Source organism: Stieleria maiorica (genome assembly GCF_008035925.1).
In the GTDB taxonomy this organism is placed as follows: Bacteria; Planctomycetota; Planctomycetia; order Pirellulales; family Pirellulaceae; genus Stieleria; species Stieleria maiorica.
Map to the genome: position 1 here is coordinate 3070463 of NZ_CP036264.1, position 21747 is coordinate 3092209.

A 21747-nucleotide genomic window follows, 5' to 3' on the forward strand; every position below is an offset into this window, starting at 1 on the left:
GAGCCCCCCTGCCCGTCGAGTTCGATTACATTGGCCACCGCCATCGATGGCTCAATCGGTCGTCGTAGCCGGACGCGCGAGCATCCGCCCGCACACGCTGGCACGGCGTCGGTGTCCATCGAAAACTCAATCTCGTCCACCGGCGAATCTGTATTGGCTTTGACACACAAGCGAAATTCAACACCCAGGAAGATACTGATGGAATTACTGCTCGGTCTGATCGCAATCGCTGCAATAGGAATTAGCATCATTGGATGGCTTTGGATTGTCGTCATGGCGTTTGGCGAGGGCGAGCCGCTTTGGGGAATCGGTTGCTTGATCATCTCACCGTTGTGCCTTGTGTATGGATTGCTCAATTATCAAGAACTGAAGATCCCGTTCATGTTGATACTCGGTGGTTTCATCGCTCGGATTGCCGTCGGCGCGATCGCCGTATCAATCAGTTGAACCTTACCAGCGCGATACCAGCGAACGAACTCACCGAACCTGATGCCTCCCACGTCGTCGAGGCCCGCGTGCGAAGTGAACCTTGCCGTTCGGCTATGGCGTGTCGGTCAACAATGGAGAGTAAAATGATTGTGCGAACGATCTGGATTCTGATCGCACTCATCAGCCTGCCGTGTCTTGCCAATGCCGCAGATTTCTATCTCACTCCGCAAGGTGGCGGACGCAAAGACGGTACAAGTTGGGAGCATTCATTCGGCCAGCAGTCCCTCTCCGACGTCGTGAATGAGACGATGCAGCCCGGTGATCGGTTGCTGATCGGTGGAGGCCGCTTCGTCGACGTTCGGTTGTCGATTTTCCAAGGGGGAGTGGAGGGATTTCCCAAGACGATCTCGGGGGTGGATCGCGGCGACGGACTGCCGGTCTTCGTTTCAACATGGTCGGAGAAATATCCGGACAAGGGAGCGACCTTGGTGCGCATCGAACCCGGAACGGGACACGTGATCTTGGAGGGATTGCGGATCGAGGATTACGAAATCGGTGTTCTCGTGCCGATGGGAAAGGGTGGATCGAATTGTCCGCAATTGGTCTTCAACGACGTCGACATGAAAAGATTTCGGCACGGGTTCTACCTGTCCGATTGCGACGATCTGGTGCTGGAAGGCTGTGATCTGCGCAGGTACACCAAGCACGCCTTTCGCTTTGAGCAGGGATGTAATCGTGTGACGGTGCGGCAATGCACCGCCGACTGCTCCGAGGGGGACACCGAGTGGGAGACGAAGACGGAGCTGTTTCCATTCGGCTTTCTGGTCAACAACGGTGGCACTCCCAACTCGGGGTTTGTGTTTGAAGACTGCCTCGCGCGCAACAACAGGATGCCGCTTCAGAAGGCGAGCTACAAAAACGGCGATGGATTTGTGGTCGAGGGGAATACGTCGGACGTGCGTTTCGTCCGTTGTCGGGCCATTCGCAACCAGGATGGCGGGTACGACTTGAAAGTGGCAGACGTCGAACTGATCGATTGCGTGGCCCTTGGCAACTCGCGAAACATTCGGATCTGGAAGACCGCCACGCTGGAAAACTGCTTTTCTGGCTGGGCGTCCTGCGGACTTTGGTGCAACGGAGGTCCGATCACGGTCCAGCGGTCGACGTTTCATGAGCTGAGAAAAGCTGCCGTGCAGACGGACGATAAGGCGAGAGAACCCGTGACTCTCAACGATTGCCTGGTCTCTTCCTGCCCGGCGGTCCACCGCAAGACGGCGCGCGGTAAAGTCGTCACCAATGAGACCGTGGTCGTTGACGACGCAGCCGGCCAATCGCCGGATTATGTGCAACCGAGTCCCGAATGGGATGGCCTGGGGGAATCCTTGGACAGCCAAGCGTTTTCCGAGAAAGGTTACCATCGTTCGCGACCCCGTAGCGTCACCGACTGAGGGTCAAAAAATCAGCTGGTCAAAAAATGATTGGGGCAAACAAATAGGACTTTAAGTTTTTTAACTCGGTGGGACTGCCAAGAGTCAATCAATTGGTCCTTGGACAATGACACAAGAGCAGTGGTTAGAAAACTATATCGAGTCATGCTTCGCGGGTGTTTCACTTGGTGCTGGACGCGACATCTATGCCGCACAGTCGATGGATGATTACGGAAACCCGGACGAAGATCGACTGTCGTCGTCAGCGGAACGTCATGACTGGCGACGAGTCCCACGTGATGATCTGTTTCCGCGATTTTGGGCTGTGACATTACTTGACGCTGAATCGGACTGGCCTGCCGGTACGCAACTTGAGTTCACCTGGGACCGGGAAACTGGCACTGTTGGCAAGGATCCGTTCTAATCCAGTCCTGCGATCGGTCATCGCACACGAAGGCCGACCAACTTCTGACGCAAGATCGATCCCCGCTGCTCCGCGTGCGCGGATAGATCGCAATTCGTTATCCGGTAGGGGCCGATTGCATCGCATGATCCGACGACCTTGGCTCACCGGCGTCTGCACGCTTGTCGCAACTCTAACAATACCGCAAGTTGCACATGCCGATGTCATTTCGCCATTTGTGTACTTCTGGCCCGGCGTCATCTCAATCACGATCGTCTATGCCTTTCCCTCGAGCCTATTGGCGGGGTTTGTCGAGGAACCGTTTTTCCGTCGAGGTGGTGTCCGCAGGCGTCCCCTCGCGGCATCACTACAAGCAAACTTCCTGACTACGATCGTTGGGCTTGCCTTGATCCCCGTCGGCTACCCAGCGCTCTACACGATCGGACCGATCTGGTGCCTTGTCGCGTTTTCCATTTCTTGTTTTGTTGAACTTTACTACTTGCGTTGGGCGACTGGCGTGTCAATCAACTTCCGCTGGATCGTCATTGGCAACTGTATCAGTGCCGCGATTCTCGTGGCTCTTCCTCCACTGGCGTATGCACTCGGGCAGCACAACTACCGCTTGGCGTGGTCCATGCAATCACACGATGTTTGGCTATCGTGGATCGCAATCGCGGTAAGCGCTGCAACGTTTTTGCTTAGCTTTGCCTGGTCAGCGCGAGAAGTACTGTCGCACTCAGATCTCGAACCGGATGCCGCAGCTGGAATCGATTCAGGGGATACCTCCAAAGCTCTGCTTGAACCCGCCGCGAAACTGCCAACTAACCATGATGTCCACCGAAGGGCGGCACGGGGCGTTTGGAAATGAAAGACATCCCGCCGTCTCCGGCAACGTCGGTCGTTATGCGAGACAAATCGTGAATCCCTATTCTCCTCCGAACGATGGTGCGATCGAAACGCCCCGTTTTTCGAGCAGGAATCCCGCGAAGCCATTGCTATATCTGGCCGGAGGCTATGGCCTTGTTTTCGGATCAATGGTGTTTCTTGCTGGTGCTTTCGTCGGTTTCCACGTCTTGGTGGTAGGTATTGTTCATCTTATGTTCGGCGCCGCCGCTATCATGTTGGCGAGACGCCCGTACTCGCAATCGACCAGGATTGCTACCGTTGCTTGGTCTGTCTGTCTGTGCGGGCTGATCATTTTTTTGTCGTGGACGAACGCGAGCGATTCATCGGACCGATCGGATTTGACGTACCTGACGATCTCATTGACGATTGGTGGGGCAATCGGGTTGTTTCCGCTGGTTCGAGGGCCAGCAAGTCGTTAAGTACCCCCGTCCCTTTTTCGAGCTTTGCCGCACAACACGAACCAGAGCGTTTCCGGCGACTGCGGGTTGATGTGAACCTTGGAATCCTGTCAGTGCGCAAACCGCTTCAACGAAACAGGGAATCCTTTGAAAGTTGAAGGCGACAGTCGCCACAGATCGAGAATTCGATCGAGCCGGCGATGGATTCGTGGACCCAGTCCTGCGTTTCGGATCGGCGATAGACCTCGAACGTTTCTTGCTCTGGATCGACCAGCAGGTAGATCCCCACGCCCTGTTCTTTGTACAGGTCCCGTTTCGCTTCCCGGTCCCGCACGGCAGTCGCCGCAGACTGAATCTCAGCAACCAGACCAGGCGGGGTCTCGACGTGTTTCTCTGGCGTGTCGCCACAAACCACGATCACATCGGGGCGAACCACCGTGTCGCGAGAAACGATCCAATCGATCTCGAACAGCACGTTTGCTTGGCAACCTGCTTCCCGGATCTTGACATCAAGGTCGACGACGAGGTTGCGTGCGATTCGTTGATGAGCACCAAACGGACTAGGCGTCATTGAAACCGCGATCCCCTGCCACAGTTCCCAATCTCCTTCCCAGTTCTGGTAGTCCGCGACCGTGTAGTGCGGTAGGTAGCGGCGAGCGGTTGACATCGAGAATTATCGATAGCGGGGAATCGGATTCGATCTGCTACCGGATTGTAGCAGACCAGTCGCCGCAGTCACCTTTTCACCGAATCGCGTCTCAGACGGCTTGCTCTGCCGCCGCGATCAGGTTCCTGGCGTTGGCGAGGTGTTGTTGGGCACGGCGGATGCTGGCGTCCACTTCGTCCATGTAACCATCGGCTGCGGCTGACCAGCTGCGGTTGACGTAGCGTTCGGCTGACGCGAACTCGGTCATCACGTCGGCATAGACGGCCATTCCGAATCGCTTGACGAGAGCTTGACGCGAATCGGCGAAATCGGAAAGTGGTTCGGCGCAGCGGTCGTCGATGAATTTTAAGGCGTCGGCAGGGGGACACCGGGAGTGCTGACAGAGCGTTTCCACGGCGGTCGACAGCTCGGCCAGGCTGCTGGTGATGACCGAGTATTCCGCCTCGGTCTTGTCTTCATCGCGGTGGTCATCGTGTTTGGCACGCCGCAGCAGGACGATCCCAACAATCCCGACCGCCAGCGACACCGCGTACCACAGCCACGGGACCGTCGACCATTTATCGTCCTGGACTTCCAGCTGTGACACCGAAGCGAACGAGCCAGCCAGAAAGCCCAACCACATCAGTATTTGTCCGAGTGCACGCATCGCAATCACATCCACCTGGAAAGTTGTTGGCAACCGAGCATCGCTGTTTCCGCGGTTTCGGGGGCTGCGAAAAAGACTTGGTAGAGCGCGTTGCCGACTCCCACCAAAGCTTCACCGACGATCAGCCCCGCCGCGATCGGGATCCCGACCTCGTGGCCGAATTTGGTGCCGAGTGATTTGTCGGAGACGATTCGCAGCACGTTGCCGATGGTGTACGTCAAGGCGATCTGAAACGGCATGTAGAATCCCAGTGCGATCAACACGCCGATGCCTCCCAAACCGCTCATCGCCAGCAAGAGTCCCAGTCCCGCGCCGGCGGTGTAGCGGTATGCGGGGACGTTGTCGTTCAAGATCCCTTCTGTCACCGAAGCCAACGCTTGGGCCTGGGGCGCGGGCAGCTTGTCCGATCCGATTTGGTACTGGTTGTTCAGCAGGAACATCAACGAGATCACGATCACCGGACCCAGCCAGGCACCGATGAATTGTGCCCATTGCTGACGCCGTGGAATCGCCCCGACCAGGTAGCCGCTTTTCAGGTCCAACATCATGTCGCTGGCCTGGGAGATCGCCAGGCAAATGGCCGCACCGACGACCATCGAACTGGTGATCGTCGCGGCCGAATCAAGGCCTCCCTTGGCGACCAAGATCAGGATGGTCACCGCGATCAACGTCATGCCTGACAACGGCGACCAATTGGTCCGTCCGATGCATTCGGCGACCACGACGCCGGCGACCCAGACCCAAAGTGTTCCCAACACGGCCATCGTGACGGCGCGGCCCAGCGTCATCTCGGGCACCGACTTGAACGCGATCATGACCATCACCAGCAGCCCGATCCCGATGGCGGCATACAAAAACCGGATCGGCATCTCGTCATTGTAGGCGTTGACCCCGGAGTCCTTTTGCTGCCCCGCGGCGTGCATCGACTTGAACGCACTGGCGATCAGCGGAAACGCGGCAACGATGCCTCCGACCGCTGCACCGACCAGCATGCCGATCCCGAGTGGCTTGTAAAGCACGCCGCGCATCTCGTTGGGCGAAGATACCATCGCCGCGACGCCTTCGCCACCGAACTGACTCAACAGTGGTGACAGCAGGAAGTAGCAAATGAACCCGCCGCATCCGAACCAAAAGCCGCCTTTCCCGGACAGGTATCCGACGCCGATCGTCATCACGGACAAGTACAGACTGAGATTCAGCATCGCCGGCAATCCGAATTGGCTGCCCGCATGCCAGTCGTGGTCTTCCCCCATCAAGGACAAGACCAAGACGTGGGCGATCCCCGAAATCAACGCCCCGCCGAGTAGCAAGACGGCTTTGCGAACCCCCGCGCCGGGCGATTTCAAGATCGTGGCGACGGCGATGCCGCCCGGATAGGCCAGGCGATCGAAATCGATCATCTGTTTACGCAGCGGAATCACGAAGGCCAATCCCAAGACGCATCCGGTGATGCAGGCCAGGATCATCAGCGGCGTGTTGAAATTTGCCACCGATTCGAAGCCTTCGCTGCGGCTGAGAATGAACAGCGCGGGCACAGAAAACATGATACCCGAGGACGCACCGTTGACCGCCGACGCGATCGTTTGGTTGATGTTGTTTTCGACGATGCTGGTGCGCCGCATCACGCCCCGCAAGACGCCCCAGCCCAAGATGGCAGCCAGCTCGGAGCCTTCGATCGCAAAGCCGAGAATCAACGCGGCGTAGCCGATCGAGACGGCGATCAACGCGCCGATGACCCAACCGACCAACACGGCGGTCCAAGTGAACTCGGGGTACGGCCCATGGCGAACAGGGATCGAGCCGTCTGCGCTGGGAATCGCCTGGGCGTTTTGTGGTGAATCAGAATCCGACATCTGCCAGCACAACTCCTCGGGTCATGAACGTGTGTCGCCAGCCTATTGCATTGACTAGCGGATCGCAAGCTGGTCACGCGGCATCGCGGAGCGCACACGCCACCACTGGCAGTCTACCGCGGTTTGGTTTTCGATCGCGGAGGACAGTCGCCGCCCTCTCCGAGGTCGGCGCCAGGCAACGCTTCGCTTTGCGATCCGCCGAGTTCGGAGAACAAGGCGACTCTCCGAAGGCGGTCTGGGATCCGTGGGGATCTATTCGTCGCTGGTTCGAAGAATCCGTTCGGTCTTCCTTTGAAACAATTCCAGCCAGCTCAACGTCATTGCCTCGGGGATTGTTTTCGCGGGACGAATCTCTTCGGGCGTCTTGCCCCAATAGAATCCGATCCAGCCGCTGGCCCAAGGCCGTGACCGGTCGATGAACTCTTCCAACTCGTCCGCGCCGCACTTGAGCACAAAGGTCTCTTCGATGACGACCGGTTTTCCGACCGCCGCGAACCCCTTCACGGTCTCGATCGCTTCGTCCACCTTGGCTTTCTCGGGATAGATGTGCATGGCGATGAAGTCCAGATCGTCGGCGATTCTTTCAGGGACAAACCCAGACGTCATCCCGGGGCGATCCAGACTCCACGGCACCAGTCCGACGGTGATCAGGTGTCGCTGGTCGTGCTTGCGGATCGCTTGGACCAGGTTGCGAATCCAATCGCGAGCAACGTCACTGCGGTCGCGGCCGCGACGCTCCAACCCGATGAACTGGACGAAGTGCTTGTCGCCGAACCCCGGACCCAGCCAATCATCACGCTTTTTGTCTCCACCGGGAACGACCGGTTCGTTCATCAGGTCATAGCAGAAGATGGCGGGGCTATTGGCGCAGGTCTTCGCAACGGCTTCCCAAAAGACGGCTTGCGCACTCCAGCGGTCTTCTTCGCTAAGCTCGTCGTACCACGGCGGGACGTCTTGCTTGTGATAACAGCCCAATCCGGTGAGATCCAAGTAGAGACCCGTCCGCTCGGCAAGCTTGACCAATCGAGCCAATTGATCCAACGAATCTTGCCGCGGATCGGTCGGACTTTCCATGAACCGCCCGAACTGTAAATGGATTCGGACGAAATTGGCCCCCAGTTCCTTCATCTCTTCAAAGGCCGATTCGACGGTCGGCCACTGCTCGTCCCAGTAGTCTTCCAGCAGCTTGCCGTCGCCTTCGTGATCGTAATTGAATCCCCACGGGATGAACGGCTTGCCGGATTCCGCGAGCGAGAATCCTTTGCCGTCTGCGGAGATTTTGACCCATTCCAAGTCGGCCGCGGGACCAGGTGCCGCGAGCAGGCACGTCAACAGCGTGATCAGGGGAAGCGTCTTCGATAATGGCGACATGACCGATCTTCCCCCAAGCGTTGCTTTGCGTGATCGCCTTGACGTCGCGACGCGCGCCAGAGCGATGGAAATCCAGCGGATCCACCTTCTGGCGAAGGTAGCTACGTGAGAGAATTATTTTAGCGTTCCCACGGTGGAGTAGGAAAGCATCAAGACCGGAACGATCTTGGTGACGTGGGGCACATTGAATTCGTTGGACCAGTACTCGATTTCGTCGGCATAGTCTTCCGCTTGCGCCCGCGTGGGCAAGGTCGTTTCGTAGGTCCATTGCGGCTGGACGGGTTGTTCGATGATTTCATAGTCGGTGATTTTACCGTCATCGACCTGGTTTTCTGCGGCGTTGCGGGCACTCCACCACGACGAGAATTTCCAAACGCCCCTGTCGGACCAGGAACCGTGGTCGACGCTGCCGGTCCACTTGAATCGATGCACGAAATCCCAGCTGCCGGTTTCAGCGTCGCGGCCGATGATCACGAACTCCGTTTGCCCGGAGACGTCCGGTGCGGAATAGACTTCGTAGTCGTACAGCATGTCTTGGAACGCGGATCGCGAGATGGTGGGGCTCGCGGCGATCACATCGGGTTTGACGGTCGTGATCGGCTGGCGAGAACCATTCCGCGGGGCTTCGGCGTGGGCGATGGTGCCGAGAACGGCCAGGATGAATGCGATCGACAATGAGAAAACGGGTTTCATGGTCACGGCTCGTTGTTCGGGGGTTGGGAAAGGGGGCGGTCTGTCCTTGTCCAAGCGAAAACGTGGTGACACTGTTACAGGGGGATTGGGGGCAAGACGATGGGAGGCAGAATGATGGGAGGCAGAATGATGGGAGGCAGAATGATGGGAGGCAGAATGATGGGGGCAAGACGATGGGGGCAAGACGATGGGGGGAGAGTCGAGGCTTGAAAAAGGAAGAAGAAGTGTGGCGTGAATGGTTAGCCGGGTGCGTCAGCATTCGGTTCAAACATTATTCTGCCCCGAATCATTCTGCCTGTTGCTTACCGTAGGTAAACTCAACGGCCGCTCGCTTACGCTTCCCGCTGGCATGTCTTTTGAATCGTTTTGCCCCCATCGTTTTGCCATTGCGTTAGAATGCTCCGCTCCCACCCCCTCCTTCCCCCACCCAGGATCCGCATCATGAATCGTGGCTTCTTCGCTGTTCTTTCGTTCTTCTTGCCTGTCGCCTTGCTGGCGGCGGATGAATTGCCCAAGCCGGTGCTGGTCGATGTGCAGCGGATTTGGGACGCGGCTCCGCACAACGCGTTTACCGATCTGGTCCGTTTCCGTGACCGATGGTACTGCGTTTTTCGCGAAGGGCAGAAACACGTGTCGCCTGATGGGGCGCTGCGGGTGCTGACATCGGCCGATGGAGAGAATTGGGAATCGGCTGCGCTCGTCACTTCGGACGAGTACGATCTGCGCGATGCCAAAATCACTGTCACGCCCGACGATCGGTTGATGCTGGCCGGCGCCGGTGCGGCTGACACTCCCCAAGGCCGAAATCATCAGTCACTGGTCTGGTTTTCCGACGACGGCGTCAACTGGAGTGCCCCAACGCCCGTCGGCGACCAGGACAATTGGCTGTGGCGCATCACTTGGCACAAAGGGGAGGCCTACGGATTCGGTTACGGCTGTGGAAAGGGCGATCGCGGGCTGCGGCTGTTCAAAAGTTCTGACGGCAAGAAGTTTGAAACCTTGATCGAAGACGTCGAGGTCCCGGGCACCTATCCCAACGAAACCTCCGTCGTGTTTCTTCCCGATGACACCGCGTACTGCTTGCTGCGTCACGACGGCGAGCCCAAAGCGGGCAACCTTGGCGTGTCCCGGCCGCCGTACACGCATTGGGATTGGAAACCCTTGAACGTGCGATTGGGTGGGCCTGACATGATCCAATTGCCCGACGGACGGTTCGTCGCGGTCGTCCGTTTGTACGATTCCTCCGTTCGAACCTCGGTGTGCTGGCTCGATCCGGAAGACGGAACGCTCACCGAAGCGCTGAAACTGCCATCGGGCGGCGACACCAGCTATGCCGGCTTGGTCTGGCACGACCAGATGCTATGGATCAGCTACTACTCGTCACACGAAGGCAAGACCAGTATCTATCGGGCGAAGGTGCGTTTCGATCGATAGCCGGGCGGCTCCACATTACGCACAGAACGAGGTGAATGGTCGATTAAACGTAGCTACCTTCGCCAGAAGGTGGATCCCATCGTGAGTACCCCGCTCTGGCGAGCGTAGCTACGCCAAAATCACAATCGTTCCGGATCCAACACCACGTGCCGAATGCTTTGGCGTTTCCAGGTGTAGGTCAGGTGGATGTTGCCGTCAGATGTTTGGATGACAGCCGGGTAAGAAAACTCGCTCCCGCGCTCGCGTTCCAAGGTCAGCACCGGTTCCCACTTCTTTCCGTCATCGGACAGCGCGACGTTCAACATCGTCCGCGCGGCGGGAAACGGACCGCGTTTGATCGTGTGGTTGTAAACCAGCAATTGCCGGCCATCGGCCAGTGTCACCGCGTCGGTGCCGGAGTTGGGGTTGGGCAGCGTCGTCGCCGTGATCGGTGCCCAGGTTTTTCCTCCGTCTTGCGACCAGCTTTGGGCGATCACACCTTCCTTTGACCGGCAAAGCACCTGCAGTTGGTTCTCGGGGTGCACGAGCAGGCTCGGCTGGATCGCGTTGAAATTGGCCGCGTCGTTGATCGGGCCGATGACCGTCCAGGTCTTTCCAAGGTCGCGACTGATTTCAAAGTGCACGCGCCAGCCGTCGTGTTCGGTGCTGGAGGGACAGACGATCGTGCCATCGGCAAGTTGAACGGGTTTGTTTTTGACCGGTCCGATCAGGTTGGGGTTGCCCGGGCCCAGTTTTTCATCGATGCCGATCCGACGTGGTTTTGACCAAGTCGCGCCATGGTCGTCGGACGTCATCAGCATGCCCCACCAATGTGACGCTCGCCCAACTTTCGGATCGACGACCTTGTAAAACAACAGCAGCGGTCCTTCGTTGGTTTGGAACAGCACGGGATTGCCGACACGGTGCTCTTCCGATTCGCCTTCGCTGCCGTCGGCGACTTGGAGCGGTTCTTGCCATCGCCCGTCGACTTGACGAGCTACCCAGATCACGTTGTCAAGCGCCGGTTCATTCGTGCCTCCGAACCAAGCGGCTACCAGGCCGGAGGGGGTTTCGACCAAGGTGGACGAATGGCATTGTGGTGTCGGACGGTTGTCGGGATGGAAAACAAACTCGCTTTGCAGATGAGCTCCTTGTCCCGGCCGAGAAACCGATGGCAAGTCGACCAGTGAAGCGTGTTGGTTTTCGGCGCGCCAGATCGGTCCGCCTTGATACCGTTGGCCGACCGGGTAGCGGGGATGGGGCGTTGTCGCGTTGTCCATGATGCGGGCCAGTGCCGCGACGATTTCGGGATGATCGGCGGCCACGTCTTCGGACTCGCCGACGTCGTTCTTGAGGTTGTACAACTGGATGGCACCCTTTTCCTTTCCCAGCCGGATCGCTTTCCAATCGCCCTGGCGAACGGCCTGGTCATAAAAGCGTCGGCAATGGCCATAGTCCCAATACAGGTGGTCTCGTTTGGCCGTACGTTGTTGGCCAAGCATGACGTCCAGCACAGAGACACCGTCAAGATCCGCCGGCGTTTTTTGATCAGCGATCTTGGCAAAGGTCGGCATCATGTCTGCAAACGCGATGACTTCGTCGCTGACCGTTGCAGCGGGGATTTTACCGGGCCAACGCGCGATGAACGGAACCCGTATGCCGCCTTCGGTGAGATCGCGTTTGTATCCGCGCAGCGGGCCGTTGGTGTCAAATCGGTCCCAAACCGTCGCATGGCCGCCGTTGTCGCTGCTGAAGATCAGCAAGGTATTCTCTGCGATCCCAAGCTCGTCGATTCGATCAGCAATTTGACCGACGCCTTCGTCCAGCCGGTGAACCATCGCGGCGTATTTTTTTGCCTTGTCCGGCCAATCGCGATCCGAATAGGGGGCGGTCGACGGCACGGCCAAGCCGTCGCGATCTTCGGTTTTAGAAGAAAAGTGCGGCAGCGTGTATGCGACGTACAGAAAAAATGGTTGTTGCCTCGCATCCGTCATGAAGCTCAACGCGTGATCGGTCAAGACGTCGTGGCTGTAAGTGTGTCGCGCGATCGGATTGCCGGGCAATTCGATCCGACCTTCACCCCGGTCCAGGTATTCGGTGTAGTAATAATGCGCGTGGTCCTGGTTCAGGTAACCGACCCACTGATCAAATCCCTGCCGAGTGGCGGCGCCGGCGGTTCCGGCATCACCGAGCGACCATTTGCCGACACCGCCGCAACGATAGCCGGCGCCCCGGAGGACTTCGGCAACGGTTTGGTCGTGATCGTCCAAGTAGGTCGGGTAGTGCGGAACGTTGTCGCGAGCCGGGGTGTGACCGCCGTGCAATCCGGTCATCAACACACTGCGGGATGAGGTGCACACCGGGCCACCTGCGTAGGCCTGGGTGAAACGGGTCCCTTGTTCGGCCAAACGGTCGATGTTTGGCGTGGCGATCAGTTTTTGGCCGTAGCAACCGAGGTCACCATAGCCCAGGTCATCGGCGATGATCATCACGATGTTCGGCGGCGGATCACTCTGTTCTTGCGCAAACGTTGAATCAGTCAAGACGCAGCCGAGCCACAGGCTTGCCGCGAGGACAGGAAATAAAATGGGGGAATGATGCTGATTCATCGAGAGAGGATCGTGAGGGGGAACGTGGGAGCGATGAATGGAATGGGAGAAGTTATAGGGGATACGGCAACCGCTGGTGTTCAGGTTTTAGCCGCACAGTCTCGCTGCGAAGCAGCGGCGGGGGAGTCGCCTAAAGGCTAAACACCAACGTGCGCTGGACGGCGCAGTGTGTACAATACTGAATCGACGCAACCAGGCGTCAATGGTCCCCTCCCGATCTCGCTGCTCGTTTTCATCCCCACCTTGGTGCAGCACGAACCGCTCCGGCGGTCTTTCACGCCCCTGACTCACGACTCCCCGGCTGAAGGAACACCCCACGTGGATGGCGTTTCGTTCCAGGTCTCCATGTCAGATCAATCGATTGGATTTTTATGAAAACCTTGCCCGGTGCGTTTTTGTTGTTTTTTATCGTTTCGCCGATGCTGGCAGGCGCCGACGATGCCGCGCGATCCCAAGGGCTGTCGGCCGGTGCCGCATCAGTGGACATCTCACCGCGGACATTGCCGGCGATTCGTAACGGCGGGTTTTTGCAGGCGGTTTGGAATCGTGTTGACGATCCGCTTCACGCCCGATGTTTGGTGCTGCGAGACGGCAACGAGACCGTCGCGATCGCGATCGTCGATTCCTGCATGATCCCCACCGACATCTGCGACGCCATCAAAGCGAAGGTGGCCGAAAGGATTGGTCTGGCGAAGAATCGCATCTTGATCAGTGCCACCCACACCCATTCGGCTCCGTCGGTGATGTCGTACTGTTTGGGCACCAGTCGCGATGAAGCGTACATCGATTTTTTTGTGCCGCAGGTCGCCCAGGCCATCGTGAAGGCGCACCAGAACATGCGACCGGCCAAAATCGGGTGGACGTCGGTCGATGCGGCCGAGCACACGAATTGCCGACGCTGGATCACGCGTAGCGATCGCATCCGAAACGATCCGTTCGGCGCATCGACGGTGCGGGCGATGATGCATCCGGGCTATCTGAATCCCGACTACGTCAGCCCCGCCGGTCCGATCGATCCACAGTTGTCGGTGCTGAGCGTCGTGGCGACCGACAACGACTCGCCGATCTGTCTGATGGCCAACTATTCGATGCACTACTTCGGCAGCAGTTCGGGTTTTTCGGCGGACTACTTTGGCGAAGTGGCGCGCTCGCTGGAGGAAAAACTCAGTTCACCGGCCGACGCGGAGCGTCTCTTCGTCGGCATCATGTCGCAAGGAACCAGCGGCGACCTTCACTGGATGGACTATGCCCAGCCCCATCGACCGATCAACCGGGCGGACTATGCGAAATCGATCGCTGAAAAAGTCATGGCGGCATACCTCGACATCCAGTATCGATCCGACTTGACGATCGCGATGGATGAAACCCGGATGAAACTTCGTCGTCGCGTCCCCGATGCGGAGCGTCTGGCATGGGCCAGAACATTCAATGAGAAACGTGGTGATCGTCCGCCGAAAGATCGTCAGGAGGTTTATGCCCAGCAGGCCGAGTGGGTTGACCAGAACCGGGAAACCGAGGTCGTTCTGCAAGCCGTGCGGATCGGTGAGTTGGGGATCACGGCGCTGCCGAACGAAGTCTACGGCATCACGGGGCTGAAACTGAAGCAGCAAAGTCCGCTCTCCAGCACCTTTAACTTGGAACTCGCCAACGGAGCCGAAGGTTACATCCCGCCGCCGGAGCAGCTTCGATTGGGCGGATACACGACTTGGCCGGCGCGGACGGCGGGATTGGAGGTTGAGGCAGAACCCAAGATCGTCGAGGGCGTGTTGTCGCTTCTGGAATCGGTCTCGGGAAAGAAACGCCGCCCCACGATCGATCCGCCCAACGCGTATTCTCGCGCGGTGGTTCAGACCCGGCCGACCGCGTATTGGCGGCTGGGGGATATCGTGGTCGATCGGGCAACCGACGCAATGGGCAGCCATCACGCGACCTACCAAGGTGGCGTGGCGTTGTACCTGCCAGGGCCTGATGCGAGTGGAATCGGCGCCGCGACCAACCGCAGCGTTTATTTTGCCGGCGGATCGCTGCACGCGAACATCGATTCGCTACCGGACGAATACAGCGTTTCGTTATGGTTCTGGAACGGATTGACCGGTGGGCAGGGGCAACCGCCGGGGACGCTCGTGTCGCGCGGAAGTGATGCTCCCCAGGACGTTTTGTCGATCGTCAATGATGAACATGGAATGTCCGTGCTGGCGTTCGTCGCGGGGGCCGAGCAACACGTCGCGTCGACTCCGCTTGCCACCAAAGCCTGGCATCATGTCACGCTGGTCCGTGACGGGGATACGGTGAGGGTTTACTTGGACGGCAAGGGGAAACCTGAGCTGGAAGTCGAGTCGTCGGTGCTGACGGGGACGACGAAGGCGGAACTGGTCTTCGGACAATTCGATGGCAAGCTGGATGACGTCGCGGTGTTCGCGCGTCCGCTGTCGGCCGACGAATCAAGCGAACTGTATCGCACGTCGAACATGCAACCGCCGCAGCGTCCCCGGCGACCGGTCGTGCAAGGAGAAAAACCATCCGATGCCGATTCGCTGAAACGTTATGCCGACCAGGTGCGTGCTGCGAACCCGCTGGCGTATTGGCGGCTGCACGATGACAACCGCGACGCGGCCCACGACTTGGTGGGTGGAAACCATGGCCGCTATGAACCCAACGCCGGACCGCGTCAGCCAGGTTCCGCCACGCCTAACTTTTCCGGCGGCCGTGTGTTGGCGGGCGTTTCGAAACTGGACGATCAATACAGCGTCGAATTCTGGTTCCGCAACGAGATGCCCATCACCAGCCGACCGGTCACCGGATATCTGCTGACCCGCGGTGTCGACGGAGCGGGCGGTGCTCCCGGTGACAACCTTGGTATCGGCGGGACCTATTCTGCGACCGGCCGCTTGTTGGTCTTCAACGGAAATGAACGCAGCGAACTTGTCAGCGGACGGACGTTGCTGGTCCCCGGCAGTTGGAACCATGTGGTCTTGTCACGTGATGGGGAAAAGGTGAGGGTCTTCCTGAACGGAGAACTAGAAATCGACGGCCAATTGCCGAAGACCTATCCGCCGGGCTGTGCCGAATTTCAAATCGGTGGCCGCAACGACAATTTTGCCAACTTTCAAGGCATGATCGAGGAAGTGGCGGTCTACGATCGGCCGCTCTCGCGTGAAGAAGCCCACTCGCATTTCGTCACCGCCGGCGTCAAACCGACCACCGCTGTGGCTGCCTCGATACCCGACCAAGCGGCGGCGGAACCGACGCCAACCGACGCAGACGATTCGCTGGAACGCATTCATGTTCGCGAAGGATACGAGGTTCAATTGGTCGCCAGCGAGCCGCAATTGAATGACCCCGTTGCGATCGATTGGGGGCTCGATGGAAAACTGTGGGTGGTGGAAATGGCCGACTATCCGCTGGGCATGGACGGTCAAGGCAAGCCGGGCGGTCGGATTCGCATGTTGGAAGATCGCGATGCCGATGGACGCTACGAAACATCCACGTTGTTTGCCGACGGGCTGAGTTTTCCTAACGGAATCCTGGTCTGGGGCGACGGCGTATTGGTGACGGCCGCGCCCCAGATTCTTTATTTGGAAGATAGCAACGGAGATGGCAAAGCCGACGTTCGCCGTCCGCTGTTGAATGGGTTCTTGGAAGGCAACCAACAATTGCGAGTGAACGGTTTGCGTTGGGGGCTGGACAACTGGGTTCACTGCGCCAGCGGCAGCCATCATTCGGGGTACGGCAAAGGCAACCAGATCACGTCGGCGATGACGGGCAAAAGTTATCAAGTCGGAAGCCGCGATTTCCGCTTTCGCCCCGACACCGGGGAAGTCGATCCACAGAGCGGGCCGTCACAGTATGGACGCAACCGAGACGACTGGGGCAATTGGTTCGGTGTGCAGAACAGTCGTCCGCTTTGGCACTATGTCTTGGCCGACGAAGACATCCGCCGCAATCCGCACTTCGCGCCGCCGGATCCGAAACATCAAGTCGTCACGCCGGTCAATCCGCCGGTGTTCCCCGCAGCGCAACTGCAGAAACGGTTTCACAGCTTCAACCAATCCGGCAGATTTACGTCGGCCTGTTCGGCGATGGTTTATCGGGATGACTTGTTGTTTTCCATTCGCGACGACGAACAACACGCATTTACCTGTGAACCGTTTCACAACCTGGTCCAACACAACATCATTTTCGACGATGGGGTCAGCTTTGGTTTCCGCCGTGATCCGGCCGAAGATGTCGTAGATTTTTTTGCCAGTGAAGACCGCTGGTGTCGGCCGGTGATGGTGCGTACCGGCCCCGACGGCGCGTTGTGGGTTGTCGATATGTACCGCTACATGATCGAACATCCCCAATGGCTGCCGCAAAACGGCAAAGATGAACTGCGCCCGTATTATCGGCTGGGCGAAAATTTTGGGCGAATCTATCGGGTGGTTCCGGCCGGTGAGAATCCGAAACTGCCGAGGATCGAAGAGACGACCGAGCGACTGCTGACCGCCATGACCAGCCCCAACGGTTGGCAGCGAGACGCGGCGCAGCGTGAATTGGTTCGCAGCGGGAACCGGGCGGCGGTTTCCATTTTGGAATCGATGGCAACCATGGATCCAAGCCCACGAACGCGGCTACAGGCCCTGTGCACATTGAACGGACTGCAGCAACTGAACGCAGACGTCTTGCAGTCGGCTCTGCGCGATCCGCACGCGGGCGTCCGCCGCCAAGCCGTGCGGCTGGCAGCACAGCATCGCATTGATGTCGCCCCGCTCGTCTCCCTTGTTGACGACAAAGACGCCAAGGTGCGACTACAGCTAGCGGCGACGCTTGGAGAATACGATGATCCCCGGGCGGCCGCGGCACTGGTTGCTCTGGCAAGCCATCCCGCAGCGGAATCGTACCTGATTGCCAACGTGATGGGTTCATTGAGCCAGCGGAACATCGCCGACGTGCTCGGTGAGTTTCTGACGCGGACGGAATTTGCTGCCGCCCCGTCGACCGCGGAACGTACGCTGCAGCCCATCTTGTTCGCGCAGGTCGCTGCGTTGGGGGATGCCCGGGCGATCGGTCTGGTCACGGCCAGACTGTGCGATGGCACGGATGAATCGCTCACGCCGTGGCAAATCTCGGGTCTGGCGGATCTGCTGGACGGACTGGGCAAGCGTCGTTTTCCGATCGCGCAGCTCTCTGATCAGCATCAACATGCCATTGATCAAACGATCCGGCAGGCGCGGCGTGTGCTCTCCGATGGCCCGCAAAGTTTGACTCCTTCGGCCGCCGCGTCGTTGCGGCTGTTGTTGCGACAGCAGGAATCTTTCGACGATGATTTGCAACGTCTTTCCGATTTGTTGATTCCACAATCGACCGTCGAGTTGCAGCTTGCAGTGGTCGATCAATTGGCAAGTCCGCCCCGTGTGTACGACGTAGATGAAGGGTCTGAGAAGGACGTCGAACGACAGTCAAATGACCGCTTGTCAAAGGTTGCGGACGCATTGCTGGGCGGTTGGTCGTCGTTTGGCCCGGCGGTCCGCTCCCGTGTGCTTGATGTCCTGGCTGGTCGCGAGGTGTGGAGTACGGCGTTGTTGGCGGAGGTGCGTTCGCAACAAATCTCCGCGGGGGAAATCGATCCGGCGATTCGTGAACGGCTGTTGGCGACCAAAGACAAAGCCCTGCGAGCGAGTTGGACCGAAATGTTTGCTTCGTCGACGACTCCGGATCGCAAGCAAGTGATCGAAGACTACCAATCTGCGTTGACGCTGACCGGCGATGCCGACCGGGGCCGAAAGCTGTTCGCCAAGAGCTGCGCGGCCTGTCACCGGCTGGGGCAAGTCGGGCATGACGTCGGCCCCAACCTGGCATCGATTACCGACAAACGACCGCATGTGCTGTTGGCGAACATCCTGGACCCGAGTGCCGCGGTCGAGGCACGCTATTTGACGTACATCGTGTTGACCGAAGACGGTCGCGTCCGCAACGGGTTGTTGGGGACGGAGACCGGCAGCAGTATCACGCTGCTATCCAACGAAGGGAAACGGGAAACGGTGCTGCGGTCGGAGATCGAGGAACTGCGGGCGTCGGGGAAATCGTTGATGCCCGATGGATTGGAAAAGGAGCTATCACCGCAAGACGTTGCCGACCTGATCGCCTTGTTGCGGTCGGAGGGCAAGTAGCTGTCTAGCGTAGGACCATCGCGTTTCGAGTGTACGATGGCCCTTCCGGGCCGTCGTCTCTCGCTGCGATGCAGCGAGGGGGAATCGCCTAAAGGCTAGACACCAACGTGCGCTGGAGTGCGTCGCTGCGCCGCGTACGATGGCCCTTCCGGGCCGTCGCCCGTGGGGCTCGGTGCGACGACCTAGAAAGGACGTCGTACCCCCCCTTCCGCCGACCACTTGATGCTTGATCGGTCAGTTCATTTCCTGTGGGTTCCTGCCCTCGTTTCGCAAACAAAAAAAGCCGGCTTTGCGTTTGAATCGCAAAGCCGGCGTTGTCGATTGAAGCGGAACCCTTGGTGAATCAGGCTACAGTGCCGGTGTGGTGTACGGTTCGACGTCGCCCACCATGTGGAAGTGGTTGTGGTCGATGTAGACGACTTCGACGGCTTCGCGATCGTGCAGGGTGTGCGGCACGGGATAGCCGATCGTGGTCTTCTCTTCGAAGTAGATCGTGCACTTGTAGTGTGCGTGGTGCAGTTGGGCCGGTCCGATCAGCGGATAGAACCGCGGCGGATCGACGTAGTCGGCGATCTTCTCTTTGATGATCCGCACGTCGTTGCGTTGCTTTTCGTACAACAGCGGGATACCGCCTTGGACGGGGCGAGCGCTTTCGAGGGCGTGCATCACTTCGTCGTCGCTGGGCGGATCCAAAGCGACCGGGGCGCCACCGGAGGTGGTCGGGCCCAGGATCGGAACTCGGTCGTAGCGTTCTTTCTTCCAGAAATCCTCTTCAGCCTTGTGCTGGTAGTACGGGCTGACGGGGATCGGGAATCCTAGGAATCCCAGGTTGTAGTTCGTGCCGACGCCCCAGCATCCGGTCGTTCCGATGGCAACGCAGGCCATCGTCACGAAGCTGACTTTGCGTGCGAGAGACGAAAGGGCACTCGCACCTTTCATGGCCGAATCCAGACGCTCTGCCTGGGCGGCGTTGTTTGATTGACTGTCCGTCGTGTTGGTCATCCGAGCAACCTTCCCTGGTGTTCGATAACGAGACCGCGCGTTCTAGCGCGATTGGGTTCCGCTTGTACAGACAGTTATCGTGTGAACTTATGCGGATCTTGCGGGTAAATCAGGAGTTTTACCGATTCCGTGGCCGGCGTGCAGTTTCACGGACGCAATGTTGCACGGCCAGCGGCCGCCAAGCTTTCACAAAACCCTCCCTGGCAGAGGGAATGCGGTTATTAGGTCGTTGATCGTCAACGGTTTCCATTGTTTTTCCCGGCCGCCCGGAACCACAGGAGGTCAAAACCCACGGATGGCAGGGCGAACCCACGGATCCCCGACCGCATCCCATCCGTGGGTTCGCGCTGCCATCCGTGGGCTTTCTCGATTCCCTCAGACCTCCACCCCAAAATGCGTGACCGCAAAGAAAAACCTTCCTGCATGAGAGGGCGTCTCCTTCACTTGACGCGTCACGGCTGCATTTGATCTCGTTCCAAGAGCGATGGCAGGCTGGAAGCCCATCCCACTGCAGCATGTTCGATAAACCATAAAAAAAGCCGCGAGGAACTGTCTTGTTCCCCGCGGCAGCGATTTCCAGAACTGTGGCTGGAGTCTCTGTCCATCGACCGATTTCGCCTTAGCGATCGGTGAAGTCCAGGAACCACCATCCATCGTCCCATTCCAGTGACACCTTACGCCATCCCAGCGGGACTTGCGGGTAGGGATAGAAGGGGCCGATGTAAGGCCATGCCGAAGGGCTGTACTGTTGAGGGTAAGTCAACGCAGCGTAGTTCGGGTAAGATGCGTAGCCTGGCCAAGCGTAGTTGGGCAGGTTGGGAGCGTCGTAGCGAGGTGCTCCGACACCCATGCCGTGATTCATGGCGACCGGGGTGCCTTGCATCGGCATGCCCATGGCGGGGGCGCCCATCACGGGTGCCGAGGTTTGTGCCATCGGAACCGGTTGGTTCGTCTGGTACGGTGCGGCCATGGCGGGAACTTGGTTCCCGTTGACCGGTGCCATCCGGTTGCTGGCCAATTGGGCCGGGATGCCGGTGTTTTGGCTGAGTGCCGGTGCGGGCTGGCCGATCACGGTGATCGCTTGGTCAATCCCTTGAACGCCGGGGGCGGATTCAGCAATGCTGATGATCCGCTGGCGTTGTTCGGCCGAACGGGCGCGGCCTTCGATCGAGACGATCCCGTCCAGGCATTTGACGTCGACGCCAAATCCTTTCAGTCGGCCATCTTTTTGGGCTGCACCGAGAGCTTGCACGACGCCGGCGACGACTTGTTGGTCGCTCAATCCGGCGGGGGCTGCCAATTCAACTGCAGCGGTCGGTTGAACTTGGCCCGGAGCGATCTCCAACGCGGCGACGCGCTGGGGAGCTTTGGCGGTCAGTTCATCGGTCTGCAGCAGGTCGGTCGTCAGCATGTTGCGGAGCGACTGGTCGCTGTCGGCGACCGCCGGCTCGGCGGGCTGTGACGCTGCGGCGACTTCGGGCGTGGAATCCGCCTTGACCGCGACTTCGTCGACGACCTTGGTGATTCCTTCAACGCCTTCGGCCGCTGCAAGGACAAGCTGTTTTTGTTCGTTCTCGCTGACACTGCCGCGGAACAGGACGACGCCCTGATCCACTTTCATGTCAAGCGTAAAGTCTTTGAGGGCACCGGAGTCACGGTTGCCTTTCAAACGGGTCATGATTTCTTCGGCGATCTCTCTGTCGCCGCCAAAGGCCGAACCTGGGCCCAACGCGGTGATCGCAGCGATCGCCAATCCGAGATACTTTCGTCGCATGGGAAAT

15 protein-coding genes are annotated in these 21747 nt (G+C 58.9%); 7 read left to right on the top strand and 8 right to left on the bottom strand.

Going from position 1 to position 21747, the window contains the following annotated elements; all coding sequences use genetic code 11:
• The first annotated feature begins 198 nt into the window (after window positions 1-198).
• The 5 genes from Mal15_RS10675 to Mal15_RS10695 all read left to right on the top strand — a co-directional run bounded on the left by Mal15_RS10675 (window position 199) and on the right by Mal15_RS10695 (window position 3584).
• Window positions 199-447, top strand: coding sequence for a hypothetical protein (locus Mal15_RS10675; RefSeq protein ID WP_147867747.1), 249 nt, complete (start codon window positions 199-201; stop codon window positions 445-447).
• Between the two features lie 125 nt (window positions 448-572).
• Window positions 573-1877 (top strand): right-handed parallel beta-helix repeat-containing protein, encoded by a 1305-nt coding sequence (locus tag Mal15_RS10680; protein WP_199773842.1) that lies wholly within the window; start codon window positions 573-575, stop codon window positions 1875-1877.
• Between the two features lie 106 nt (window positions 1878-1983).
• Complete coding sequence (locus Mal15_RS10685; protein WP_147867748.1) at window positions 1984-2280, top strand: DUF6714 family protein; 297 nt, start codon at window positions 1984-1986, stop codon at window positions 2278-2280.
• Window positions 2281-2404: 124 nt separating this feature from the next.
• Window positions 2405-3127, top strand: a complete 723-nt coding sequence (locus tag Mal15_RS10690) for a hypothetical protein (RefSeq protein ID WP_147867749.1) — start codon at window positions 2405-2407, stop codon at window positions 3125-3127.
• Window positions 3087-3584, top strand: a complete 498-nt coding sequence (locus Mal15_RS10695; protein ID WP_147867750.1) for a hypothetical protein — start codon at window positions 3087-3089, stop codon at window positions 3582-3584. The genes Mal15_RS10690 and Mal15_RS10695 overlap by 41 nt, the downstream gene beginning before the upstream one ends.
• 106 nt (window positions 3585-3690) lie before the next feature.
• On the opposite strand, the gene Mal15_RS10700 is transcribed toward Mal15_RS10695, so the two are convergent.
• From Mal15_RS10700 to Mal15_RS10720, 5 genes are all read right to left on the bottom strand, one after another.
• Window positions 3691-4230, bottom strand: a complete 540-nt coding sequence (locus tag Mal15_RS10700) for a Uma2 family endonuclease (protein WP_147867751.1) — start codon at window positions 4228-4230, stop codon at window positions 3691-3693.
• A 91-nt stretch (window positions 4231-4321) separates the two neighbouring features.
• The gene (locus Mal15_RS10705) at window positions 4322-4876 is read right to left on the bottom strand and encodes a hypothetical protein (protein WP_147867752.1); all 555 of its coding nucleotides are present in this window, start codon (window positions 4874-4876) and stop codon (window positions 4322-4324) included.
• Window positions 4877-4881: 5 nt separating this feature from the next.
• The gene (locus tag Mal15_RS10710) at window positions 4882-6729 is read right to left on the bottom strand and encodes an OPT family oligopeptide transporter (RefSeq protein WP_147867753.1); all 1848 of its coding nucleotides are present in this window, start codon (window positions 6727-6729) and stop codon (window positions 4882-4884) included.
• A gap of 252 nt (window positions 6730-6981) precedes the next feature.
• Window positions 6982-8100 (bottom strand): cellulase family glycosylhydrolase, encoded by a 1119-nt coding sequence (locus Mal15_RS10715; RefSeq protein WP_147867754.1) that lies wholly within the window; start codon window positions 8098-8100, stop codon window positions 6982-6984.
• Window positions 8101-8214: 114 nt separating this feature from the next.
• The gene (locus Mal15_RS10720) at window positions 8215-8793 is read right to left on the bottom strand and encodes a hypothetical protein (protein ID WP_147867755.1); all 579 of its coding nucleotides are present in this window, start codon (window positions 8791-8793) and stop codon (window positions 8215-8217) included.
• A 441-nt stretch (window positions 8794-9234) separates the two neighbouring features.
• On the opposite strand from Mal15_RS10720, the gene Mal15_RS10725 reads away from it, so the two are divergent.
• Window positions 9235-10227, top strand: a complete 993-nt coding sequence (locus tag Mal15_RS10725) for a sialidase family protein (RefSeq protein WP_147867756.1) — start codon at window positions 9235-9237, stop codon at window positions 10225-10227.
• A 119-nt stretch (window positions 10228-10346) separates the two neighbouring features.
• Here Mal15_RS10725 and Mal15_RS34635 read toward each other — a convergent pair whose 3' ends face one another.
• On the bottom strand, window positions 10347-12749 hold the full coding sequence (locus Mal15_RS34635) for an exo-alpha-sialidase (RefSeq protein ID WP_233903396.1): 2403 nt from the start codon (window positions 12747-12749) through the stop codon (window positions 10347-10349).
• A gap of 437 nt (window positions 12750-13186) precedes the next feature.
• Between Mal15_RS34635 and Mal15_RS10735 the strand changes: the two genes are divergently transcribed.
• Complete coding sequence (locus Mal15_RS10735) at window positions 13187-18964, top strand: neutral/alkaline non-lysosomal ceramidase N-terminal domain-containing protein (protein WP_147867757.1); 5778 nt, start codon at window positions 13187-13189, stop codon at window positions 18962-18964.
• A gap of 348 nt (window positions 18965-19312) precedes the next feature.
• On the opposite strand, the gene Mal15_RS10740 is transcribed toward Mal15_RS10735, so the two are convergent.
• Window positions 19313-19849, bottom strand: coding sequence for a hypothetical protein (locus Mal15_RS10740; RefSeq protein WP_147871948.1), 537 nt, complete (start codon window positions 19847-19849; stop codon window positions 19313-19315).
• A 736-nt stretch (window positions 19850-20585) separates the two neighbouring features.
• Window positions 20586-21740 carry a BON domain-containing protein gene (locus Mal15_RS10745; protein ID WP_147867758.1) on the bottom strand — a complete coding sequence of 385 codons (1155 nt, stop codon included), beginning with the start codon at window positions 21738-21740 and terminating at the stop codon, window positions 20586-20588.
• Window positions 21741-21747: the final 7 nt, after the last annotated feature.